Raw genomic sequence first — 20,895 nt, 5'->3', positions numbered from 1 at the left:
AGCCGTGCCACCGCCTCATCGCCATCTGGCGCCAGTAGTCGCGCGATGTCCGGCACGACGTGCCAGAATCGGTACATGGATGTTCCGGAGTGGCAAGCGGTGGGTGAAGTCCTCGCGGATGCGTTCGAGGTCTTCCGCGATCCGAGGCGAGCGGCGCAATGGGGCGCGGTGCTGCTGGCGTTGGCCGGCGGCTGGCTGCTGACCCGCAAGCCGGGACGGCTGCATGCCGCCGGCGGCTGGGTCGGCGACCTGGCCGAGCGACTGTGGCGACCGGGCGCGATCGTGCTGCTGGCGCTGCTCGCGGCCGCTGCACTGGCATTGGCCGGCTGGCCGCATGCCGGGCCGCAGATGCTGGCGGTGCTGGCCGCGTCGCTGGCGGCGGTTCGCCTGCTGCTCTACCTGCTGCGGCGCGGGATGAACCCCGGACCGCTGCTGGACGCCTTCGAGCACACGGTCAGCGGCGTGATCTGGGCGGTGGTGGCGCTGTACCTGCTCGGCTGGCTTGGGCCGGCGCGCGACCTGCTCGACGGCTTGGCGCTCAGCTTCGGCGAAACGCGCTTCTCGCTGCTCGACCTGCTCACCATCGTCGTCGTGGTGGCGCTGCTGCTGCTGGCCGCCGGCCTGCTCTCGCGACTGCTCGAACGGCGGGTGATGGCGGCCGGCGAGGTGTCGATCGGCGTGCGCGTCGGCGTGGCCAAGGTGCTGCGCTTCACCCTGGTGCTGCTGGCCCTGCTGGTCGGCCTGAACATCGTCGGCGTCAACCTGACCTCGCTGGCGGTGTTCTCCGGCGCGCTCGGTGTCGGCATCGGCTTCGGCCTGCAGCGGATCGCCTCCAACTTCATCTCCGGCTTCATCCTGATCATGGACCGCTCGATCCGGCCGGGCGACGTGATCACGGTCGGCGACAGCTTCGGCTGGGTGAAGGAGCTCAACGCCCGTTACGTGGTGGTGCGCAGCCGCGACGGCGTGGAGACGCTGATCCCGAACGAGAACCTGATCACCTCGGAGGTGATCAACTGGAGCTACTCGGACAAGGCGGTGCGGCTCAAGGTGCCGGTACAGGTCAGTTACGACGACGACCCGATCCGCGCGATGGACCTGCTGGTCGAGGTCGGCCGCGGCCACCCGCGGGTGGAGGACGCGCCGGCGCCGGTGGCACGGCTGATGGGCTTCGGCGACAGCGGCATCGAGCTGGAGCTGCGGGTTTGGATCGACGACCCGCAGGAAGGCGTCAACAACATCCGCTCCGAGCTGAACGTGGAAATCTGGAAGGCGTTCAAGCGGGAGGGCATCACCATCCCGTATCCGCAGCGCGATCTGCACCTCAGAAGCCTGCCGGCCGGCTGGCACGGGCACGCCGGCCCGGCGCCGGACTGACCGCCCGCGCCGGCTTCCTGCGTCTGTATCCGACGGGGGAGTTCGCCAGCATGCCGGCGGCGTCGGGTCGCGGCCGGCGGGAGGTCATGCCATGCGTTTCGATGTGTTCCGCTGGCTGTTGCTGCCAGCCTTGGGCCTGTTCGCCTTCGATGCCGTCGCCCAGCGCGGCAGCAGCAAGAACGCTCCGCCCGAGCTGCCGCGCTGCGCCGCGCCGGTCGGCACGGTCGCCATCGACGAGCCGGCCCATCCGTGGTGGCGCGACTACCAGCTCGGCAGCCCCGAGGCCTTGATCAAGATGATGGCGCAGCGCTCGAACTGCCTGCGGGTGGTCGATCGCGGGCGCGGCATGCAGATGCGCAGCGGCGAGCGCGCGCTGGCCGATTCGGGCGAGCTGCAGCGTGGCGCCAATGTCGGCCGCGGTCAGGTATCGGCGGCCGACTACGTGATCGTCCCGGACATCGTCGGCAGCGACGCCAATGCCGGCGGCGCCAACGTCGGCGGCGCGATCGGCGGCATCGTCGGCGGCCGTTTCGGTGCCGCACTGGGCGGGCTGCGCACCAAGAAGATGGAGGCGCACACGCTGCTCACCCTGCTCGACCTGCGCACCACCGAGCAGCTCTACGTCGCCGAGGGCATGGCGCAGAAGACGGATATTTCCTTCGGTGGCGGCGGATATCGCGGCGGCGCGCTGGCGGTGGGCGGCGGTTACGCCGACACCGAGATCGGCAAGGTCATCACCGCCGCCTACACCCGCGCCTTCATCGACCTGGTCGGCTACATGCAGGGCATGAGCGGCAATGCGGCGGCCACGGCGCCGGTGCAGGCCTACGTGGTCACCGCCGCGACCGACCTCAAGCGCACGCCATCGGACGCGTCAGGCAGCGTGCGCGGCTTCAAGCCCGGTGATCTTGTCTATCCGACCGGCGGCAAGGAAGGCATCTGGTGGGAGGTCGAGGACGAGAACGGCAACCCCGGCTGGGTGTCGTCGGCGGCGATCTCGCCGCGCGGGCAGTGAGCCTGGCGGCGGACGGGGCAGCGGACGGGCTTGCCTGCGGCGGATCGGGACGGCAGGGTGACACGAGCCTGCCGCGAGTCGCACGGGAGTCCGGTCCATGCTGCGCAGCCTGCTCAATTTCCTGGTGGTCGCCGTCATCGCCTATGCGCTGTATCTGGCGCTGTTGTTCCTGCAGCAGCGCCAGCTGATGTTCCCTGGCGCCGGCATGCGCTGGGACGACAGCGCGGCCTGGTGGCCGCCGCGGGCGCAGGACCTGCGCATCCCGGCCTCGTTCGGCCAGGTGCGCGGCGTGCTGCTGCCCGCGCATGGCGCGGCGCCGACCGCGCCGGCGGCGCTGTACTTCCACGGCAACGCCGAGACGGTCGAGCAGAACCTGCCCTTGCTGGCCGGCGTGGCCGCGCTCGGCGTGCACGTGTTGCTGCTGGAGTACCCCGGCTATGCCGGTGCCGATGGCAAGCCGACCCGGGAAACGCTCAACGAGATGGCGCGGCTGGGTCACGACTGGCTGGCCGCGCGCCCGGAGGTCGATGCCGCCCGCATCGTGGCCATCGGCCGCTCGGTCGGCAGTGGACCGGCCATCCAACTGGCCGACGAGCGTCCCGTGCGTGCGCTGGTGCTGCTGGCCGGCTTCACCTCGGTGGCCGACCTCGCGCGCCGGATGGGCGCGCCGGCCTTCCTGATCCGCGACCGTTTCGACAACCTGGCGCGCATCGGCGGCTTCGACGGCCCGGTGCTGCTCTTCCACGGCCGCCGCGACCGGATCATTCCCTACGCCCACGGCCGGCGGCTGGCGGCGGCGCATCCGCGGGCCGAACTGGTGACGCTGGACTGCGGCCACAACGACTGCCCGTACTTCGATGCCGCCTTTCTCGCCCGGCTGCGCGACTTTCTGATGGCCGAGGGCGTGCTCGATGCCGATATCCCCGGCGCGCAGCGGACCGGGGACAGCAGCCACATGTGATTGGTGAGCGGGCCGGTCAGACCCGCCCGGCGACCGGAATCAGCGCCCCGGTGATGGCCGAGGCACCCGGCGAGAGCAGGAACACGACCACCTCGGCCAGTTCGGCCGGCTTCACCCAGCGCGAGAAATCGGCCTTGGGCATGTCGGCGCGGTTGGCCGGCGTGTCGATGATGCTGGGCAGGATGGCGTTGACCTGGATGCCGCGGTCCTTGAGCTCCTCGGCCAGGCTCTCGGTGAGCCGGTGCACGCCGGCCTTGGAGGCCGCGTAGGGGCCGTTGCCGGCGCCGGACTTGAGCGCGCCCAGCGCGCCGAAGTTGACGATGCGCCCGCCGCCGCGCGCCAGCAGGTGCGGCAGCGCGGCCCGGGTGGCCGACACGGCGGTGAGCAGGTTCACGCGGTGCAGCAGGTTCCAGGTGTCGAGGCTGCCTTCGGCGAGCGGCTCCCAGCGATAGGTGCCGGCGAGGTTGACCAGCGCATCCACGCCGCCGAAGTGCGCGGCGATGCGCTCGAACGCGGCGCGGGCGGCATCGGCGTCGGCGATGTCGATGCCGGGCAGCAGCAGCCGGCCGTCGTCCGCGGAATCCGCGGCTGGCGCATCGGCGCGGTCGATCACGGCGACTTTCGCGCCCTGCCGGCGCAACGCATCCACCACGGTGGGGCCGAGGCCGCCGAAGCCGCCGGTGAGTGCGACGATCTTTCCTTCCAATTGCATGGATGGGCTCCTCAGAAGCGGCCCGCATGGGCATGCGGCGCGCCCCGGAAAGTCTAGCAGTCTGTCGGAAAACACACAGGACGAGGTGTTTTCCGGGTTGCGCACCCGGCATCGTCCGGGTTCGTTCGACCGCTTCGCAGTGGGCCGGACTTCGGTCGCCGGCTGGCTGATCCTTCCCGTGCCCGTGGATCTTTGCAGAGCCCTGGGTTGGCAGCGAAGGCAGTACCCGACGCCCCGCAGACACCGTGGTCCGGCCCGGCGGCAGAGGCAGGCCCACACCAGCCGCTGCCCGGCGTCAGGCCCCGGTCCGGATCTGCGCCTGGGGTGCAGCAGGCCTGCAGTATGCTTCGTGCGGGGCCACACAGCGGTGGTCGTCAAGTGCCTGGGCGTGCGTAAACCATTGCCGCGGGCATACGAGGATCGAGGGCAGATGGTGCAACTGGTCGGATTCGACGGCGACGACACCCTCTGGCACAGCGAGGGCTATTACCAGGCCGCGGGCGAGGCGTTCCGCACGCTGCTGTCGCGCTACGTGGACCTCGACGAGGCGCACATCAACGACGTGCTGCTCTCGGCCGAGCGCCGCAATCTCAAGCTGTTCGGCTACGGTGCCAAGGGCATGACGCTGTCGATGATCGAGACGGCGATCGAAGTGACCGCCGAGCGCATCTCGGCGGCCGACATCCACCGCATCGTCGCGCTCGGCAAGGAGGTGCTGGCGCACCCGGTCGAGCTGCTGCCGGGCATCCGCACCGCGGTCGAATCCGTGGCGGTGCGCTGGCCGGTGGTGCTGATCACCAAGGGTGACCTGTTCCACCAGGAGGCCAAGATCGCCAGCTCCGGGCTGGCCGATGTCTTCACCCGCATCGAAATCGTCTCGGAGAAGAACCCCGAGTGCTACGCCCGCGTGCTGCGCGAGTGCGGGGCCGGCGCGGAAGGCTTCGTGATGGTCGGCAACTCGCTGCGCTCGGACATCGAGCCGGTGGTGCGCCTGGGCGGCTGGGGCGTGCACATGCCCTACCACGTGACCTGGGCGCACGAGCTGGAGAACGGCCTGCAGCCGGAACACGCCTCGCGCGTGGTGCGGGTCTCGCGCAGCGAGGAGATCCCCGGCGCGGTCGCCCGCATCGCCGCCGTTGCCGCGTAGGCGCCTCGCGTGGCCGATGAAACGGCGCCGGGCGCCATGCGGCGCCCGGCGGCACATCGCGGATGACGGCGCACGGTCAGGCGGCGACCGCCTCGCCGCCGGCGCGGCGACGGCTGTCGATTTCCCGGCCACGCAGGTCGGTGATGCGGCGCACCAGCTTGCGGATCGCCCGGTCCACCGCGTTGGGGATCAGTTCGGAGCGCGCCTCGGCGTGCAACACTTCGCCGTCCACCAGCTTGGCGCTGACCCGGCAGCGGCGGTCGACGCCGCCCTTGGGGCCGTTCTCGTCGACGAGCTGCACTTCCAGGCGCTGTATGCGGTCGTCCAGGCGGTCCAGCAGATGCCGGGTGCGGCGTTCGACGGTGGCGACGTTGTCGATGCCGGCCTGGGTGGTGCGGCTGAGAACTTCGATGCGCATACCTGCCTCCTTCGTGGCGCTTGCATGGGCCGTGGCGGTCACGGCCCTGTCACCATACTGAGCGTGGCCGTAAGAAAAAGTTTCGGCGCTTCGTCACGGTTCGGGCCGTTCGCAGCGCGCGCCGAAATCGACCCGGGGCTGAACGACGCCCACCGTTCAGGCCTGGGTTCAAAGCGGATTCACCCGGCGCGGGCGAGGCTGGCGGCCAGTCCACTGGAGGAGACCGCCATGCGTGCGAAGGCCCTGATCGTTTCGCTGGCCGTGGCCGCGCTGATCGGCCTGGCTGCCCCGGCGCCGGCGCAGGCCAGCGGTGTGCGGGTGTACGTGGACGTGGGCGACGTGATCTTCACGTCCGGTCGCGCCTACCATCGCCACAGCCGCGAGCCGCTCTACGTCGAGTATCACCGCTACGGCCCGCCGCGGTATTACCGGGTCGTCGAGCATCGTTACTACTACGGCCCGCCCGGCCCGCCGCGTTTCGTGCCGCCAGGCCACTACGTGCGCCATTACGGCCCGCCGCCGAAGCGCTACAAGCATCGCCACCACTACCGTCATGACCCCTACTACCGGGGGCGCGGCGAGGTGGTGATCCGTTACCGCTACTGACGTCTGGGGCAGGCCTCGTCCCCGCCGACTTCCCGGTCGGCGGGGCGACGTGGATCCGGCGCTGCGCGCGGCACGGAATTTGCTCCTGTCCGGTTGTCTTCCACGGGACAACCGGCCATGAGCGTGAATCTCGATCTGATCCAGCTCGGCATCCTTTCCGCCCAGGCGCTTGCCCTGGCGCTGCTCGTCATCTCCCTGTTCGCCGCCCGGCGCTGGCTGGGCATCGCCCCGCTGTGCATGAGCCTGGCGGTGCTGCAGCAGGCGCAGGCGCTGACCGGGCACGGCGGCGGGGTGGCCGGCCTGCCGGTGTCGCCGGGGGCGGCGGTGTTCTTCACCGCCAGCCTGTTCGCCGTGCTGCTGATCTACATCCGCGAGGACGGGCGCGAGGCCGGAAAGCTGGCGCTCGGGCTGGCGGTCGCCAATGCCGTGTCGGCGCTGGTGATGGTGGTGGTCGGCTTCCAGCCCGGCCAGCCGGGTGCGCTGCTCGTCGAGGGCCCCGGCGCTGGCGAGGCGCTCGGCAATGCCCGCTTCCTGCTGGTCAGCGGCGCGCTGCTGCTGCTCGGCAGCCTGCTGATGGTGGCGGTCTACCGCCGCCTCGACGGGGTGGTGCGCTCGCCCTTCCTGCGCGCCAGCGCCGCCCTGGTCGGCGTACTGGCGCTGGACGCCGTCCTGTTCGCCGGCCTGCTGATGCGGCAGGTTCCGGGGCTGGGCTGGGCGCTCGGCGTCACCATCCTGGCCAAACTGGTGCTGGCGCTGTTCTTCGCCGCCACCCTCGCGGTGTACCTGCGCCTGGCCGGTCGCGTCGAACCGGCCGTCGCCAGCGACCGCCTCGCCGGCAGGGCGCTGACGCATCTGAGCTACCGCGAGAAGTTCGAGCTGGCCCGGCGCGAGCTGCGCCGCGATGCCCTCACCGGCCTCTACAACCGCGGCTACTTCGACGAGTACTTCCCCGATGCCATGGCCCGCGCCGAGCTGGAGGAGCGGCCGATTTCCCTGCTGCTGGTCGATCTGGACCACTTCAAGTCGGTCAACGACCGTTTCGGTCACGCCGCCGGCGATGCCGCGCTGCGTGCGGTGGCCGATGCGCTGCTCGGCCACCTGCGGCCGACCGACCGGATCTTCCGCTACGGCGGCGAGGAGTTCGCCGTGGTGCTGCCAGACACCGGCCCGCAGGACGCACGCCGCGTGGCCGAGCGCGTCCGCGCCATGCTCGACATGCCGGCCAGCGCAGCGGTGCCGGCGGCGCTGAGCGCCACCATCGGTGTGGCCTCGGCACCCGAGGACGGGCTGACCCCCGACGCCCTGTTCGCCGCCGCCGACGCCCGCCTGTATCAGGGCAAGCGCGAGGGCCGCAACCGGGTGGTCGACGCCAATCCGCCGTCGCCTTCAAACCCTGCGGTCGTCCTGAGCATCGAACAGGCACGTCGGGCCAGGAGACTGCAGCCGTGCTGAAACTCGTGGGATGGATCGTGTTGGGCCTGCTGGCCCTGCTGGTGCTGGGGTGGGTGGGCGCGCTGGCGCTGCCCGGACCGTTCCTGTTCGGCCACCTCGTGGACGGCGCGCCATGGTCGTGGCAGGCGCCCGGACTCGGCGGCCTGATCGGTGGTCTGGTCGGCGGCGTGGCGGGTTTTCTGGCCGGAGCCGTTGGCCTGTTCATCGGGCTGGCAGTGCTGTTGCTGGTGCTGCCGGCCGTGCTCGGCGCGCTCGGTCTGGCCGCCTTCGTCGTGTTCGCGGTGGTGGCCGGGCTGGTGCTGCTGTTCGCCGCGCCGGTGCTGCTGCCGCTGCTGGTGGTGGTCGGCATCGTCTGGCTGGTGGTGCGCGCGGCGCGACCGGCGCCGCCCGCGCCGCGGAGTTGATGCCGCCGCGACCGCGCCGGGGGTAGGATGGCGGCACCGCCTCGACCGGCCTGCCGCCATGCGCCGCCTGCTTCCCGTACTCGCGATCCTGATCCTGCTCGGCGCCTGCCGGCGCGACGAGGGCGAGGCCGGCCCCCATGAGCACGCCGCCGTACCGGCCGCCGCCGGAGCGGTGTACGAGCGTCGCTGGCAGGCCGTGCTGCCCTGCGCCGACTGCGCCGGCATCGACACCGAGCTGCTGCTGATCCAGCAGGGCGAGCGGCGCGAGTACGTGCTGACCGAAAGCTATCTCGGCGTCGAGGACGACGGCGACACGGTCTTCCACAGCCAGGGCGCGTGGGCGGTGTCGCACGGGTTCGACGCGGACCCGCAGGCGGTCGTCTATACCCTGGATGCCGACGACGCCACCCGTCGCCGCGCCTTCCTGCGTCGCGACGACGACGGGCTGGAGCTGCTCGACCGCAGCGGCCGACGGATCGACTCCCGGCTCGACTACACCCTGCGTCCGGTCGTCAACGAGCGCTGAATGCCGTGACGGCGGTTTCAGAACCGATTCAGCGCGCCGCGCCAGACTGCGCCCCAGGCACACCGATCAGGAGTGGAGCGATGCGTAACCATCGATGGTTCATCCCCGTGCTGGCGCTGTGGCTCGGCCTGTCGGCCGCCGCAGCCGCGCAGGAGCACTACGCTTTCGGCTTCAGTCCGCGCAGCGGCGACGCCTGGGTGGACGCGCGACTGGGCGACCTGAACGTGTTCGCCCGCGGCGACCTCGACGGCTTCGTCGACGAGGTGGTGGTGAGTTTCGGCGCTCCGCGCTACCTGGTGCGCGAGTACGTCGTCGACCGCCGCTGGGCGCCGGCCGACGTCTACTACGCCTGCGCCATCGCCCACTACACCCGCCGTCCCTGCATCGAAGTGATCCGGATCTGGGAGACCGACCATGGTCACGGCTGGGGCGTGGTCGCCCAGCGCCTGGGCATCAAGCCTGGCTCGCCCGAGTTCCATGCACTCAAGGGCCATGTCGGCAAATCGCACGGCCGCTGGCAGGGCGGGCCGCCGCACGGGCGCGGCGGCCCGCCGGCGAAGGCGGCCGGCCCCGAACGCGGCCACGGCGGCCCGCCCGCCCACGCCGGCGACAAGGGCAAGGGCAAAGGCAAGGGTCGCGACTGATCGGCATCGCCGCCGTCGCCGGGCGCGGCGCTCAATCCAGCCGCTTGTGCACACGCAGGGTGGACAGGGTCAGGAACACGGCGGCGAACAGGCCCAGCGCGGCCAGGTCCGGCCACAGTTCGATCAGGTCGGCGCCGCGCAGCATGATGCCGCGGATCAGCCGCATGAAATGCGTCATCGGCAGGATCTCGGCCAGCCACTGCGCGAACGCCGGCATGCCGGCGTAGGGGAACATGAAGCCCGACAGCAGGATCTGCGGCAGGAAGGTGAAGAACGCCAACTGCATGGCCTGGAACTGGCTGCGCGCCAGTGTGGACAGGAACACGCCCAGCGCCAGGCTGGCGACGATGAACGCCAGCGCGGCGAGGTAGACGTCGCCGAGCCCGCCACGGATCGGCACGTCGAACACCAGCCGCCCGAGCAGCAGCACCAGCGTCACCTGCACCAGCCCGATGCCGACGAAGGGCAGTACCTTGCCCACGGTCAGTTCCCACGGTGACACCGGGGTGGCGATCAGCATCTCCAGGTTGCCGCGCTCGCGTTCGCGCACCAGCGCGACGGCGGTGAACAGCACCATGGTCATGGTCAGGATCACGCCGATCAGGCCAGGCACGGTGTTGACCGGCGCGCGCCGCTCGGGGTTGTGGAAGTTGACCACCTCGACCGGCGCCACGCGCTTCGTCCAGCCGGCCACGCCATGCACCGGGTAGGCCGCGAGCTGGCGCGCGGCGGCCTGGATCACCTGGTCGGAGCCGTCCACCACCACTTGCAGTGCCGGGCGGTCGCGGCGCGCCAGCCGGGCTTCGAGGTCGGCCGGCAGCACCAGCGCCAGGCTGATGTCGCCGCGGCGCATCAGCTCGTCGATCTCCTGCGGCGAGCGCGCGTGGTGGCGCAGGCGGATCACGCCGCTGGCCTGCATGCCGGCGACCAGCTCGCGCGACTGCGCGGTGCCGGCCTGGTCGAGCACACCGGCCGGCAGGCCGCGCACGTCCAGGTTGATGGCGAAGCCGAACAGCAGCAGCTGGAGCGTCGGGATGCCGACGATCATGGCGAAGCTCAGGCGGTCGCGGCGCAGTTGCCGCAACTCCTTGACGACGATGGCGAGCAGGCGGGTGAGGCTCATGCCGCGCGCGCCTCCGTGCGCCGGCCGCGGGTGGCGGCGACGAACACGTCCTCGAGATTCGGCGCGGCGGGCTGCACCTGCACGCGGAAGCCGGCAGCGTGCAGCGCACGCGCCAGCGGGCCGGGCTCGCCGGCGGTCACCAGCACGCGCAGGTGCACGCCGATCTGGGCGACGCCGAGCACGTCGTCTCGTCGTAGCAGGAAAGACTCCACGCTGCGCAGATCGTCGCCGTCGATGCGCAGCACCGCGCCGGGCAGGCCGGCGCACAGGTCGTGCGGCGTGCCGTCGGCGACCAGCCGGCCGCGGTCGAGGATGGCCAGGCGATGGCAGCGCTCGGCCTCGTCCATGTAGTGCGTGGACACCAGCAGGGTGGCGCCGGCGTCGGCCAGCTCGAACAGGCTGGCCCAGAAATCGCGCCGCGACTGCGGGTCGACCGCGCTGGTCGGCTCGTCGAGCAGCAGCAGCTCGGGTTCGTGCAGCACGCTGCCGGCCAGCGCCAGGCGTTGCTTCTGGCCGCCCGACATGGTGCCGGCGAGCTGTCGGCGCATGGTGGTGAAGCGGTAGCGCTCGATCATCTCGTCGATGCGCGCCTTCGCGCGGCGGCGCGGGATGCCGTGCACGGCGGCCAGGAACTCCAGGTTCTCCTGCACGGTGAGGTCTTCGTACAGCGAGAACTTCTGCGTCATGTAGCCGATCCGGCGCTTGAGCGCCTCGGCCTGCTCGGGCACGCGCAGGCCCAGCACTTCGATCTCGCCCGCGCTCGGCCGCAGCAGCCCGCACAGCATGCGCAGGCTGGTGGACTTGCCCGAGCCGTTGGGGCCGAGAAAGCCGTACACCTGCCCGCGCGGCACGTCGAGGTCGAGCCGGTCGACCGCGACCAGGTCGCCGAAGCGGCGGGTCAGCCCGCGGGCGCGGATGGCGGGCTCAGCGCGCATCGCCGGTCACGGGCGTGGCGGTGAGCGGCAGGCCGGCGGGCAGCGTGCGCGCGGTTTCATCCAGGACGATCTCGGCGCGGTAGACCAGCCGGCTGGCGTCGTCGCCGGCGAGCGCGAAGTAGGGCGTGAACGCGGGCTCGGCGGCGATGCTGCGCAGCGTGCCGGCGAACGGCGTGTCGATGCCCTCGACCGTCACGCGGAAGCGTTGGCCTTCCGCCATCCGCGCGCGCTGCGCGGCCGGCACGAACACGCGCGCGTAAGCTTCGCCGGTGAGCAGGGTGGCGACGGCGGCGCCCGGTGGCGGCTGGTCGCCGGGTTTGAACGGCAGCGCGTCGACACGGCCGTCGCGCGGTGCGCGCAGGTCGAGCCGCTCGCGGGCGATGCGGGCCTCGTCCACGGCGGCGCGGGCGGCGGCGACCGCGGCCTCGGCCTGGTGCAATTGCTCCTCGCGGGTGCCGCGGGTGAGCTCGCGCAGTTGCGCGTCGGCGGCGCGGGCGTCGGCCTCGGCGCGGCGGCGCGCGGTGTCGGCGCGGTCGAGCTCGGCCTGGGCGATCAGTTCGCGCCGGCGCAGTTCGGCGAGACGGCGCTGTTCGCGCTGAGCGTCATCGGCGGCGGCCTGGGCGCGCGCCAGCGCGGCGCGGGCGGCGTCGAGCGTTTCCGGGCGGGCGCCGTGGATCAGTTCCGACAGCCGCGCCTCGTGCTGGCGCAGCTCGGCTTCGGCGCGCGCCAGGCGGGCGTCGGCGCGGCGCGGGTCGAGCCGGGCCAGCAGCTCGCCGGCCGTGACCGGCTGGCCTTCGCGCACGGCCAGTAGCAGCACCGGCTCGGACAGTTCGGCGGGCACCGCGATGCGCTCGTATTCGAGCTGGCCGGGCAGGTGGGGGCCGTCGTCGCCAGCACAGGCGGCCAGCAGCAGCGCCGCGAGCAGGGGCAGGGCGCGGGACGCGGATTCAGTCGTCATGATCGAGCTCCAGCCCGTTTTCCAGCAGGGCGAGGGTGTGCAGCAGCAATTGCTCGCGGCCGACATCGCCGGCGTCGAAGATGTCGCGCCAGATCGGCGCGGCGGCGAGCGGGAACAGGGTCAGGCCGACCAGCGAGACCACCAGCAGGCGCGGGTCGAGCTCGGCGTTGAGGCGGCCATGCCGCTGGGCCTCGGCGAAGCGTTGCGCCAGCGCCAGCGGCACCATCGGCGCGATGCGCTCGCGCAGCAGGCCGCGCAGCGCGCCGCCTTCGCTCAACACCTCGCGCACCCACAGCGGGGGCAGCCAGGGGTGCGTCTCGGCCAGCGCAAAGGCGGCCGCGACGAAGCCGCGCACCAGCGCGCGCAGGTCGCCGCCGGCCTGACCGATGGCGCCGCGCAGGCCGGCCAGCGCCGGCATCAGCCGGTCCTCGATCACCGCTTCGACCAGTTGCTGCCTGTCGCCGAAGTAGTAGTGCAGCAGCGCCGGGGTGACCCCGGCCTGATCGGCGATCGCGCGCAGGGTGCTGGCGGCGATACCCTCCTTGACGAAGCGATCCAGCGCCGCGTCGAGCAGCCGCTCGCGGGCGTCCAGCGCCTCGGCCTGCGGCTCGGACGGGCGGCCGGGGCGGCGTCCGCGGCGGGGTGGGGAGCGTTTGTCCATGAAAATAATTAAACAGACAATTAAATAAAGCGCAAGCGCCGACACGCACGCGGCGGGCGCGGTTCACGGGCCGTCGCCACCGCGTCGCTACAATGCGCCGATGACATCGCCCCTGCCGCCACTGGACCGGATCCGCCTCTGCGTCGCCCCGATGATGGAGTGGACCGACCGGCATTGCCGCTATTTCCACCGGCTGCTGTCGCCGAACGCGCGGCTGTACACCGAGATGGTGCACGCGCAGGCGGCGATCCGCGGCGACCGCGCCAAGCTGCTCGGCTTCGACCCGGCCGAGCGGCCGCTGGCGCTGCAGCTGGGCGGCAGCGAGCCGGCGGCGTTGGCGGAGGCGGCGGCGATCGCGGAAGGCCTCGGCTACGACGAGGTCAACCTCAATGTCGGCTGCCCGTCCGACCGCGTGCAGGCGGGGCGCTTCGGCGCCTGCCTGATGAAGGAGCCGGCGCTGGTCGCCGATTGCGTGGCGGCGATGCGGGCGCGGGTGGCGATCCCGGTGACGGTGAAGTGCCGGCTGGGCGTGGACGAGATGGAGGACTACGACGTCTTCCGCGCCTTCGTCGACCAGGTGGCGGCGGCCGGCTGCGGATTGTTCGTGGTGCACGCGCGCAAGGCCTGGCTGCAGGGGCTGAGCCCAAAGGAGAACCGCGAGATCCCGCCGCTGCGCTACGAATGGGTGTACCGGCTCAAGCGCGAGCGGCCGGCGCTGCGCGTGCTGATCAACGGCGGCATCGCCACGGTGGAGGACGCGCTGGCGCACTTGGCGCACGTCGACGGCGTGATGCTGGGGCGCGCGGCCTATCACGACCCCTACCTGCTGCACCGGCTCGACCGGGCGCTGTTCGGCGACGCCGCCGACCTCGTCCCGCGCGCCGAGCTGCTGCGGGGGATGGAGGCCTACGTGCGCGGGCACCTCGCCGCCGGCCACGCGCTCAAGCACATCACCCGCCATCTGCTCGGCCTGTTCCACGGCCAGCCGGGCGGGCGCGCGTTCCGGCAGGTGTTGAGCGAAGGCGCGCACCGCGACGGCGCCGACTGGGCGCTGGTCGAGCGCGCCATCGCGCACACCCGGCGCCCCACCGCGGCGGTGGCCTGAGCATGCTCACCGGCGACGCGTCGGCGTTCGTCGCATTCGCCCGTGCGCTGCCGGCGGACCTCGGCCCGGCCTGCGCGCGCGGCGCGTTCCTGGTGACGCCGGAAGGCTTCGCCCTGGCCGCGCAGTCGGCCGAAGACAACCGCTACATGGACCTGTCGCGGCGCGTCGACCCGCAGCGCGCGCTGGCCCAGCACCGCGCGCTGCAGCGGGCCTTGTCGGAGACGCTGCCGACGGTGGCCTTCGCCGGCCGCGCGGACACGCCGGACGCGGTGTTCCCCAACAACGTCTTCGCTACCGCCCGCGTCGGCGGCGCGGGACGGGCGATCCTCGGCCACATGCGGCATGCGGTGCGCCGGCGCGAAGCCGAGCGCGCCGACATCGTCGGCTTCTTCCGCGACGTGCTCGGTTACGCGCTGCACGACCTGCGCGCGCAGCCGGGCATCTGCGAGCTGACCGGCTCGCTGGTGATCGACCGCGCACGCGGCATCGGCTTCTGCGGGCTGTCCGAGCGCTGCGACGAGACCGGCGCGGCGGCGATGCATGCCGCCTTCGGCCTGCGCGCCACGCTGATGTTCGCGCTGGCGCCGGGCGAGTACCACGCCAACGTGGTGATGAGCGCGCTGGCCGGCCGCGCGCTGGCGATCGCGCCGGACGGCTTCGCCGACCCGGCCGTGCCGGCGGCGCTGGCCAGGCTGTATCCGCACACGGTGACGCTCTCGCGCGAGGAGAAAACCGGCTTCGCCGGCAACTGCATCGCGCTGTCCGAAACCCGGGTGTGGATGAGCGAGGCCGCGGCCGACGCGCTGGTGCCGGCCACCCGGCGCGCGTTCGAGGTCGCCGGCTTCGCGCTGGCGACGGTGCCGCTGGACGAGATCGAGAAGGCCGGCGGCAGCCTGCGCTGCTGCGTGGGCGAGATTTTCTGACGCCGCTCCCGCAGCGCGGCCTCACGCTGCACCAAGCTGTCTGGCGCCTGAGCCGCGCCCGGTTCATTTAAGCCCGGATTCACCCCCGGGCCCCCAGACTTCCGGCGCATGACGGCTATCCCGCCGTCGGTTTGGCCGTTAACATCCCGCCCATGCGACTGGACATCCGCCAAATGCTGCTTGCCGCCGCGCTGCTGCTCGGCGCCGGCGTCGTGGCCGCCGAGGACCCGCCGGCGCGGCAGATCGACCGTGGCCTGCCCGAGGCGGTGCGCCGCGCCGAGCGCGAGACCGGCGGCCAGGTGCTGAAGGCCGAACGCGTGCGCGGCGGCGAGGTCAACCGGGTGAAGGTGCTGACGCCGGAAGGCCGTGTGCGCGTGCTGCACGACGATGCGCGGCGCGGCCGCGACGACGACGACCGCCGCCGCCGCGAGCGCGACGACGGCATGGACTACTGATCCGGCCGCCCGCCGGACCGCTGCAAGGAGAACGCCCATGCGCATCCTGCTGGTCGAGGACGAAGCCCCGCTGCGTGAAACCCTGGCCGCGCGCCTCAAGCGCGAAGGCTACGCCGTGGATGCAGCCCAGGACGGCGAAGAGGGCCTGTACCTCGGCCGCGAGGTGCCGTTCGACGTAGCCATCATCGACCTTGGCCTGCCGAAGATGTCCGGCATGGAACTGGTCCGCAACCTGCGCGCCGAGCAGCGCAAGTTCCCGATCCTGATCCTCACCGCCCGCTCCAGCTGGCAGGACAAGGTCGAGGGCCTGAAGGCCGGCGCCGACGACTATCTGGTCAAGCCGTTCCACGTCGAGGAACTGCTGGCACGGCTGAACGCCCTGCTGCGCCGGGCCGCCGGCTGGAGCAAGCCGACCCTGGAATGCGGGCCGATCACGCTCGACCTGGCTGCCCAGTCGGTCAGCGTCAACGGCGACCCGGTGGACCTGACCAGCTACGAGTACAAGGTGCTGGAGTACCTGATGCTGCACGCCGGCGAGCTGGTCTCCAAGGCCGATCTCACCGAGCACATCTACCAGCAGGATTTCGACCGCGACTCCAACGTGCTCGAGGTCTTCATCGGCCGCCTGCGCAAGAAGCTCGACCCGGAAGGGCAGATCAAGCCGATCGAGACCGTGCGCGGCCGCGGCTACCGCTTCGCCATCCCGCGCAACGAATAAGGCGCACGGATGCGCTGGCGCTGGCGGGCCATCTCGCTGCAGGCGCGCCAGCTGCTGGCCGCCAGTCTGGGCCTGATCGCCTTTCTCGGCCTGACCGGCTACGCACTCGACCGCGCCTTCACCGAAACCGCGCAGAGCGGTCTGCAGGACCGGCTGCGCAGCTACGCCCTGGCCTACCTCGGCGGCATGGACATCACCCGCGGCGGCATCCTGCTGCCGCCCGAGGTGCCGCCCGACCCGCGCTTCAACCGCCCCGGCAGCGGCCTGTACGCGGCGGTGATCGGCGACACCATCGAATGGCAGGCGCCGTCGGCGCTCGGCCAGACGCTGCCGCTCGATCTCGCGCTCGACCCCGGCGTCGAGCGTTTCGAGGGCCCGCTGGCCAGCCAGAGCGAGGGCGAGAACGGCGGCGCCGGCGGACAGCCGGTGTACCGCTATGCGCTCGGCATCTTCTGGGAGCAGGGCGAGCACGCCTTCACCTTCTTCGTCTTCGAGGACGCGCGCGTGGTCGGCGAGCAGATCGCCGTGTTCCGGCAGGCGCTGTGGCGCTACCTGGGTGGTGCGGCGCTGCTGCTGCTGCTGGTGCAGGTGCTGGTGTTGCAATGGAGCCTGCTGCCGTTGCGCCGGGTCGAGCGCGAGCTGGGCCGGGTGCAGCGCGGCGAGGCCGAGCGCCTGTCCGGCCGCCACCCCCGCGAACTGGAGCCGCTGACCGGCTCGATCAATGCTCTGGTGCGCAGCGAGCGCGAGCACCTGGACCGCTACCGCAACACCCTGTCCGATCTCGCCCACAGCCTGAAGACGCCGCTGGCGGTGCTGCGCTCACGGCTGGAGAACGGCGCCGGCGAGGCCGAGCTGCGCGAGGAGGTGAGGCTCCAGGTGCAGCGGATGAACGACATCGTCTCCTACCAGCTCTCGCGCGCCGCGACCACCGGCCACCAGCTGTTCGCCGCGCCGCTGGAGATCGCCGGTCGCGCCGAGGAGATCGTGCGCAGCCTGGAGAAGATCTACGCGGCAAAGGGTGTGCTGTGCGAATTCGAGATCGACGCCGCCGCCCGCTTCCACGGCGAGGAGGGCGACCTGATGGAACTGCTCGGCAACCTGCTGGAGAACGCCTTCAAGTGGGCCTCGCACCGGGTGGTGCTGACGGTCGCCAGCCACCCCGATCCGGCGCATCGCCGCGCCGGGCTGGAGCTGGTGGTCGAGGACGACGGCCCGGGCATTCCGCCGGACCAGGTCGAGCGCCTGCTGCAGCGCGGTGTGCGCGGCGACGAGCGGGTGCAGGGTCACGGTATCGGCCTGGCCATCGTGCAGGACATCGTCCGCGCCTACCGCGGCGAATTGAGTGTGACCCGTTCGGAGGAGCTCGGCGGCGCGCGCTTCCGGCTGTACTTCCCGCCCGGGTTGTAGGGCGCGCGGGGCTTCGTCGGCCTCAACAGCGAAAGCACGCACGGAGACGACGGAGAAAAACGGGGGGAGCGCGGAGACGATCAGGGATTTCCTCCGCTTTCTCCAGCGTTTTCTCCGCGTTCTCCGTGCGTGCTTTCCAGGCGCTCAGGCCGCGCGCGAACGGAACGGCGAGGGGCCGTAGAAGCGCTCCAGGTGCGCCGCGACGGCCGGCATGGCGTCGGCCAGCACCTGCGGCGCGGAGAAGTGGTATTCGGTGCAGACCGCGAAGAACTCTTCCGGCGCGCTGGCGGCGTAGGCGTCGATGGCCGGTTCGCGCTCGTGGTCGAGGTCCTCGCACAGCGCGTCGTAGGCGGCCTGGAAGTCGCGCGCCCACTTGCGCTGCCAGTCGCGCGGCAGCGGCGGGGTGCCGTCCATCACGCCGTCGAGCACGTCCAGCTTGTGGGCGATCTCGTGGGCGGCGACGTTGAAGCCGGCGTCCGGCTCGGCCAGGTCGGCCTCGATGTCGCCCCAGGACAGGATCACCGGGCCACGGTCCCAGGCTTCGCCGGCCAGCTCCTCCTCGCCCTCGGTGAGCACGCCGGTGTGTTCGTCGAAATGGCTGCGGTGGGCACGGAAGGTGTCCGGGTAGAGGATCAGCTCGGACCAGCCGGCCAGGCCGCCGTAGCCGAATTCGAGCACCGGCAGGCAGCACAGCGCCGCCAGCACGTGGGCCTGGTGGGCGTCGATGGCGAAGTCACCGGCCGGGACGATGGCCTTGTCGCGCAGGAAGCGGCCGACCAGCGCGCGCAGGCGCTCGCGCCGCGCCGGGTCGAGCGCGGCCGCCCAGGGCACGCGCGCGACCACGCGCGACCACTCGGCGTCGTCCAGATGGACGGGCTCGGGCGCGAAGGCGCGGCGCAGGCGTCGCAGCAGGGAGATCATGCCCGCAGGGTGCGGGCGTCGCGTCGGCGAGGCAAGCGCCGGCGGGTGTTCAGCGGAACATTCCCGGCAGCAGGCTCTGCCAGCGGGCCGGGCTGCGTTGCGGCTTGGACGGGGGCTGCATCGGATCGCCCGGGCCACGCGCCGGCGCGGTCGCGGCGGCGTCGGTGGCGTCTTCGCGGGCGGCCGGCGCCGGATTGGCGTTCTGGCCCTCGCCCTGGGTGACCGGGCAGCCCTCGCTGGCGCCGTCCGGGGACAGGCGCGCGTTCTCCAGCGCGTGGGCGCTGGGGAGGAAGCACAGCAGCAGGGCGAACGGCAGCAGCAGTCTCATGGCGCGATCCTCGGGAACACCGGTCGGCAGGGCGTCGGGCAGGGCCGGCGTCGGGCAATGCCCATTCTAGCCGCATTCCCCGGCCGGGGTGCCGGCCCCGTCACCGTTTGCCGCAGCCGGCGCACGTCATGGCGCGGGCCGCTCACGCTGCGCTGCAGCATGGCGGATCGGATCGACTGGTGCAGACTCCGGCGGGCATGAACGCCCAGCTCGATTCCGCCCGGCCGCTGCCGCGGCGCATTTCCGCCCCGGCCTTGCGCCGGGCCCTGATCGCCGGCGCGCGCAAGGTGATCGCCCACCGCGAGACGCTGAACCGGATCAACGTCTTTCCGGTGCCCGATGGCGACACCGGCAGCAACCTCGCCTTCACCCTCGGCCACGTGCTCGGCGGCGCGCTCAGCCGGCCTGCCGGCTCGCCGGGCGAGCTGCTCGGGCGGGTCGGCGAGGACGCCATCGACGGCGCGCGCGGCAATTCCGGCGCCATCCTCGCGCAGTTCCTGCAGGGGGTCGCCGAGGCGGTCGGCCGCGACACGGTCGCACTGGACACCCGCACGCTCAGCCTGGCGGTGCGCAAGGGCGCGCACTCGGCCCGCGCGGCACTGAGCGAGCCGCGCGAGGGCACCATCCTGAGTGTCATCCACGCCTTCGCCGAGGCGCTGGAGCATACCCACGACGATCTGCGCGAGTGGTTCGGTGGCGCACTGGAGCGGACCCGCACGGCGCTGGCGAACACGCCGAAGCAGCTGGCCGTGTTGCAGAAGGCCGGTGTGGTCGATGCCGGCGCGCAGGGCTTCGTCGATCTGCTCGAAGGCATCGCCGAGTTCATCGCCTCGCGGCGGGTGGCGGCGGCCGACGCCGAGGCCGACATCGCGGCCGACTTCGAGGCTCAGAGCGCGCATCGCGAGGCCTGCGGGGACCCCGACCATCGCTGGTGCAGCGAGTGCCTGCTGCTGGGCGATGCGGTCGCCGCGCCGATCGACCGCGAGGGGCTGCGTGCCGAGGTGCTCGCGCTCGGCGCGAGCTGCGTGGTGGTGGCCGGTTCGGCGGCGCGCGTGCGCCTGCACGCGCACGTGGCCGACCCGCAGCGGCTGTTCGAGGTCTGCGCGCGCTTCGGCCGCGTCGAAGGCTGCAAGGCCGACGACATGCTGGCGCAGCAGCGCGCCGTCGCGTCCGAGGGCGAGGGCGTGGCGATCGTCACCGACAGCTCCGCCGATCTGCCGGCCGGGCTGGCCGAGCGCCTGCACATCCACGTCGTGCCGTTGCGGATCAATTTCGGCGAACGCGACTACCTCGACAAGGTCAGCCTCAGCCCGGGCGAGTTCTACGCGAAACTGCGCGGCGAGTCGGTGCTGCCGCGCACCAGCCAGCCACCGCCGGGCGATTTCCGTCGCCAGTTCGAGTTCCTGCTGTCGCACCACCCGGCGCTGGTTTACGTCGGCCTGTCGCGCGCGGTCTCGGGCACCTTGCAGTCGGCCGAAACCGCCGCCGCACGCGTCGATGCCGCGCGCAGCCATGTCTTCGACAGTGCCAACGCCGCCGGCGGCCAGGCGCTGCTGGCGATCCGCGCCGCCGAGCTGGCGCAGGAGGGCGCCGCCTCCGACGAGATCGTCGCCGAGCTCGAACGCCTGCGTCCGTTGACGCTCACCTGGGCCATCGCCCGCGACCTCAGCCATGGCGTGCGTGGCGGCCGCGTGCCGCGCTGGGCCAAGCCGTTGATCGAGGGGCTGGGCATGACGCCGGTGGCCAAGGTGAGGCCGGACGGCCGGCTCGGCGTGGCCGGCGCGCTGTTCGGCCGCCATCGCGTGCCCGAGCGCTTCGCCGACTATCTGGCCAGGCGGCTGCCGCGGACGCGCTGCCGGCTGATCGTCGGCCACTGCGACAGTGCCGCCGACGGCCAGGCGCTGCTCGACGCATTGCGCGCGCGGCTCGACTGCGCCGAGGGCTGGCTGGTCGAGACCGGCCCCGCCGTCGGCGCCCATGCCGGCCCGGGCGCGCTGGTGGTGTCGGTGCAGCCGGTGGCGGGGCATTGACCTGGCAGCATCGACGGTGCAGCCGTGGCGTGACTGCTGTGGTGCGCCGTCGCCCACGCGCCCCATAAT

23 protein-coding genes are annotated in these 20,895 nt (G+C 72.2%); 15 read left to right on the top strand and 8 right to left on the bottom strand.

From position 1 onward, the window contains the following. Window positions 1-99 precede the first annotated feature (99 nt). The 3 genes from HNQ58_RS13610 (at window position 100) to HNQ58_RS06350 (ending at window position 3,353) form a co-directional block, all read left to right on the top strand. Window positions 100-1,377, top strand: a complete 1,278-nt coding sequence (locus HNQ58_RS13610; protein ID WP_221301183.1) for a mechanosensitive ion channel domain-containing protein — start codon at window positions 100-102, stop codon at window positions 1,375-1,377. A gap of 91 nt (window positions 1,378-1,468) precedes the next feature. Beyond that, on the top strand, window positions 1,469-2,392 hold the full coding sequence (locus HNQ58_RS06355) for an SH3 domain-containing protein (protein WP_183948075.1): 924 nt from the start codon (window positions 1,469-1,471) through the stop codon (window positions 2,390-2,392). A gap of 97 nt (window positions 2,393-2,489) precedes the next feature. Continuing rightward, complete coding sequence (locus tag HNQ58_RS06350) at window positions 2,490-3,353, top strand: alpha/beta hydrolase (RefSeq protein WP_183948074.1); 864 nt, start codon at window positions 2,490-2,492, stop codon at window positions 3,351-3,353. Between the two features lie 16 nt (window positions 3,354-3,369). Here the strand turns inward: HNQ58_RS06350 and HNQ58_RS06345 are convergent, their stop codons facing one another. Beyond that, complete coding sequence (locus HNQ58_RS06345) at window positions 3,370-4,065, bottom strand: SDR family oxidoreductase (protein WP_183948073.1); 696 nt, start codon at window positions 4,063-4,065, stop codon at window positions 3,370-3,372. Window positions 4,066-4,495: 430 nt separating this feature from the next. Between HNQ58_RS06345 and HNQ58_RS06340 the strand changes: the two genes are divergently transcribed. Beyond that, window positions 4,496-5,212 carry an HAD family hydrolase gene (locus tag HNQ58_RS06340; protein ID WP_183948072.1) on the top strand — a complete coding sequence of 239 codons (717 nt, stop codon included), beginning with the start codon at window positions 4,496-4,498 and terminating at the stop codon, window positions 5,210-5,212. 76 nt (window positions 5,213-5,288) lie between these two features. Here the strand turns inward: HNQ58_RS06340 and HNQ58_RS06335 are convergent, their stop codons facing one another. Next, window positions 5,289-5,630 (bottom strand): HPF/RaiA family ribosome-associated protein, encoded by a 342-nt coding sequence (locus HNQ58_RS06335; protein WP_183948071.1) that lies wholly within the window; start codon window positions 5,628-5,630, stop codon window positions 5,289-5,291. Between the two features lie 228 nt (window positions 5,631-5,858). On the opposite strand from HNQ58_RS06335, the gene HNQ58_RS06330 reads away from it, so the two are divergent. From HNQ58_RS06330 to HNQ58_RS06310, 5 genes are all read left to right on the top strand, one after another. After that, window positions 5,859-6,236, top strand: coding sequence for a UrcA family protein (locus tag HNQ58_RS06330; protein WP_183948070.1), 378 nt, complete (start codon window positions 5,859-5,861; stop codon window positions 6,234-6,236). 117 nt (window positions 6,237-6,353) lie between these two features. Continuing rightward, window positions 6,354-7,688 (top strand): GGDEF domain-containing protein, encoded by a 1,335-nt coding sequence (locus tag HNQ58_RS06325; RefSeq protein ID WP_183948069.1) that lies wholly within the window; start codon window positions 6,354-6,356, stop codon window positions 7,686-7,688. Further along, window positions 7,682-8,092 (top strand): hypothetical protein, encoded by a 411-nt coding sequence (locus tag HNQ58_RS06320; protein WP_183948068.1) that lies wholly within the window; start codon window positions 7,682-7,684, stop codon window positions 8,090-8,092. Before HNQ58_RS06325 ends, HNQ58_RS06320 begins: the two co-directional genes overlap by 7 nt. A gap of 58 nt (window positions 8,093-8,150) precedes the next feature. Continuing rightward, window positions 8,151-8,618, top strand: a complete 468-nt coding sequence (locus HNQ58_RS06315) for a copper resistance protein NlpE N-terminal domain-containing protein (RefSeq protein ID WP_183948067.1) — start codon at window positions 8,151-8,153, stop codon at window positions 8,616-8,618. 80 nt (window positions 8,619-8,698) lie between these two features. Then, a complete protein-coding gene (locus HNQ58_RS06310) occupies window positions 8,699-9,262 on the top strand; it encodes a hypothetical protein (RefSeq protein ID WP_183948066.1) in 564 nt (187 codons plus the stop codon). 31 nt (window positions 9,263-9,293) lie between these two features. On the opposite strand, the gene HNQ58_RS06305 is transcribed toward HNQ58_RS06310, so the two are convergent. The 4 genes from HNQ58_RS06305 to HNQ58_RS06290 are packed head-to-tail and all read right to left on the bottom strand — an operon-like array spanning window position 9,294 to window position 12,939. Next, window positions 9,294-10,385 carry an ABC transporter permease gene (locus HNQ58_RS06305; protein ID WP_183948065.1) on the bottom strand — a complete coding sequence of 364 codons (1,092 nt, stop codon included), beginning with the start codon at window positions 10,383-10,385 and terminating at the stop codon, window positions 9,294-9,296. Further along, window positions 10,382-11,302: an ATP-binding cassette domain-containing protein gene (locus HNQ58_RS06300; RefSeq protein ID WP_183948156.1), complete on the bottom strand. Its 921-nt coding sequence runs from the start codon at window positions 11,300-11,302 to the stop codon at window positions 10,382-10,384. The genes HNQ58_RS06305 and HNQ58_RS06300 overlap by 4 nt, the downstream gene beginning before the upstream one ends. A 7-nt stretch (window positions 11,303-11,309) precedes the next feature. Continuing rightward, complete coding sequence (locus HNQ58_RS06295) at window positions 11,310-12,278, bottom strand: HlyD family secretion protein (protein WP_183948064.1); 969 nt, start codon at window positions 12,276-12,278, stop codon at window positions 11,310-11,312. Beyond that, window positions 12,268-12,939, bottom strand: coding sequence for a TetR/AcrR family transcriptional regulator (locus HNQ58_RS06290; protein ID WP_183948063.1), 672 nt, complete (start codon window positions 12,937-12,939; stop codon window positions 12,268-12,270). Before HNQ58_RS06290 ends, HNQ58_RS06295 begins: the two co-directional genes overlap by 11 nt. Window positions 12,940-13,039: 100 nt before the next feature. Here HNQ58_RS06290 and dusA point away from each other — a divergent pair, with 100 nt between their 5' ends. The 5 genes from dusA to HNQ58_RS06265 all read left to right on the top strand — a co-directional run bounded on the left by dusA (window position 13,040) and on the right by HNQ58_RS06265 (window position 17,547). Further along, window positions 13,040-14,044 carry a tRNA dihydrouridine(20/20a) synthase DusA gene (gene dusA, locus HNQ58_RS06285; protein ID WP_183948062.1) on the top strand — a complete coding sequence of 335 codons (1,005 nt, stop codon included), beginning with the start codon at window positions 13,040-13,042 and terminating at the stop codon, window positions 14,042-14,044. A 2-nt stretch (window positions 14,045-14,046) separates the two neighbouring features. Next, window positions 14,047-14,967, top strand: a complete 921-nt coding sequence (locus HNQ58_RS06280; RefSeq protein ID WP_183948061.1) for an arginine deiminase-related protein — start codon at window positions 14,047-14,049, stop codon at window positions 14,965-14,967. 152 nt (window positions 14,968-15,119) lie between these two features. Further along, window positions 15,120-15,422: a hypothetical protein gene (locus HNQ58_RS06275; protein WP_183948060.1), complete on the top strand. Its 303-nt coding sequence runs from the start codon at window positions 15,120-15,122 to the stop codon at window positions 15,420-15,422. 37 nt (window positions 15,423-15,459) lie between these two features. After that, entirely contained in the window at window positions 15,460-16,140 is a 681-nt protein-coding gene (locus tag HNQ58_RS06270) for a response regulator transcription factor (RefSeq protein ID WP_183948059.1), read from the top strand. Between the two features lie 9 nt (window positions 16,141-16,149). Then, window positions 16,150-17,547, top strand: a complete 1,398-nt coding sequence (locus HNQ58_RS06265; protein WP_183948058.1) for an ATP-binding protein — start codon at window positions 16,150-16,152, stop codon at window positions 17,545-17,547. Window positions 17,548-17,691: 144 nt separating this feature from the next. Here HNQ58_RS06265 and HNQ58_RS06260 read toward each other — a convergent pair whose 3' ends face one another. Both HNQ58_RS06260 and HNQ58_RS06255 read right to left on the bottom strand, forming a co-directional pair. Then, window positions 17,692-18,468: a M90 family metallopeptidase gene (locus tag HNQ58_RS06260; protein WP_183948057.1), complete on the bottom strand. Its 777-nt coding sequence runs from the start codon at window positions 18,466-18,468 to the stop codon at window positions 17,692-17,694. A 49-nt stretch (window positions 18,469-18,517) separates the two neighbouring features. Further along, window positions 18,518-18,796, bottom strand: a complete 279-nt coding sequence (locus HNQ58_RS06255; RefSeq protein ID WP_183948056.1) for a hypothetical protein — start codon at window positions 18,794-18,796, stop codon at window positions 18,518-18,520. Between the two features lie 179 nt (window positions 18,797-18,975). Here HNQ58_RS06255 and HNQ58_RS06250 point away from each other — a divergent pair, with 179 nt between their 5' ends. Continuing rightward, a complete protein-coding gene (locus tag HNQ58_RS06250) occupies window positions 18,976-20,826 on the top strand; it encodes a DegV family protein (protein WP_183948055.1) in 1,851 nt (616 codons plus the stop codon). Window positions 20,827-20,895: the final 69 nt, after the last annotated feature.

Source organism: Rehaibacterium terrae, assembly GCF_014202935.1.
In the GTDB taxonomy this organism is placed as follows: Bacteria; Pseudomonadota; Gammaproteobacteria; order Xanthomonadales; family Xanthomonadaceae; genus Rehaibacterium; species Rehaibacterium terrae.
Note: the sequence above shows the minus strand (reverse complement) of the source record. Positions and strands in the feature narration are given on the sequence as shown.

What these genes read in the sequence shown, in the direction of transcription:
- HNQ58_RS06355 (WP_183948075.1), top strand. Translation starts at nt 1,469, where the DNA reads ATGCGTTTCGATGTGTTCCGCTGGCTGTTGCTGCCAGCCTTGGGCCTG.
- HNQ58_RS06350 (WP_183948074.1), top strand. Translation starts at nt 2,490, where the DNA reads ATGCTGCGCAGCCTGCTCAATTTCCTGGTGGTCGCCGTCATCGCCTAT.
- HNQ58_RS06345 (WP_183948073.1), bottom strand. Translation starts at nt 4,065, where the DNA reads ATGCAATTGGAAGGAAAGATCGTCGCACTCACCGGCGGCTTCGGCGGC.
- HNQ58_RS06340 (WP_183948072.1), top strand. Translation starts at nt 4,496, where the DNA reads ATGGTGCAACTGGTCGGATTCGACGGCGACGACACCCTCTGGCACAGC.
- HNQ58_RS06335 (WP_183948071.1), bottom strand. Translation starts at nt 5,630, where the DNA reads ATGCGCATCGAAGTTCTCAGCCGCACCACCCAGGCCGGCATCGACAAC.
- HNQ58_RS06330 (WP_183948070.1), top strand. Translation starts at nt 5,859, where the DNA reads ATGCGTGCGAAGGCCCTGATCGTTTCGCTGGCCGTGGCCGCGCTGATC.
- HNQ58_RS06325 (WP_183948069.1), top strand. Translation starts at nt 6,354, where the DNA reads ATGAGCGTGAATCTCGATCTGATCCAGCTCGGCATCCTTTCCGCCCAG.
- HNQ58_RS06315 (WP_183948067.1), top strand. Translation starts at nt 8,151, where the DNA reads ATGCGCCGCCTGCTTCCCGTACTCGCGATCCTGATCCTGCTCGGCGCC.
- HNQ58_RS06310 (WP_183948066.1), top strand. Translation starts at nt 8,699, where the DNA reads ATGCGTAACCATCGATGGTTCATCCCCGTGCTGGCGCTGTGGCTCGGC.
- HNQ58_RS06305 (WP_183948065.1), bottom strand. Translation starts at nt 10,385, where the DNA reads ATGAGCCTCACCCGCCTGCTCGCCATCGTCGTCAAGGAGTTGCGGCAA.
- HNQ58_RS06295 (WP_183948064.1), bottom strand. Translation starts at nt 12,278, where the DNA reads ATGACGACTGAATCCGCGTCCCGCGCCCTGCCCCTGCTCGCGGCGCTG.
- HNQ58_RS06290 (WP_183948063.1), bottom strand. Translation starts at nt 12,939, where the DNA reads ATGGACAAACGCTCCCCACCCCGCCGCGGACGCCGCCCCGGCCGCCCG.
- dusA (WP_183948062.1), top strand. Translation starts at nt 13,040, where the DNA reads ATGACATCGCCCCTGCCGCCACTGGACCGGATCCGCCTCTGCGTCGCC.
- HNQ58_RS06280 (WP_183948061.1), top strand. Translation starts at nt 14,047, where the DNA reads ATGCTCACCGGCGACGCGTCGGCGTTCGTCGCATTCGCCCGTGCGCTG.
- HNQ58_RS06275 (WP_183948060.1), top strand. Translation starts at nt 15,120, where the DNA reads ATGCGACTGGACATCCGCCAAATGCTGCTTGCCGCCGCGCTGCTGCTC.
- HNQ58_RS06270 (WP_183948059.1), top strand. Translation starts at nt 15,460, where the DNA reads ATGCGCATCCTGCTGGTCGAGGACGAAGCCCCGCTGCGTGAAACCCTG.
- HNQ58_RS06265 (WP_183948058.1), top strand. Translation starts at nt 16,150, where the DNA reads ATGCGCTGGCGCTGGCGGGCCATCTCGCTGCAGGCGCGCCAGCTGCTG.
- HNQ58_RS06260 (WP_183948057.1), bottom strand. Translation starts at nt 18,468, where the DNA reads ATGATCTCCCTGCTGCGACGCCTGCGCCGCGCCTTCGCGCCCGAGCCC.
- HNQ58_RS06255 (WP_183948056.1), bottom strand. Translation starts at nt 18,796, where the DNA reads ATGAGACTGCTGCTGCCGTTCGCCCTGCTGCTGTGCTTCCTCCCCAGC.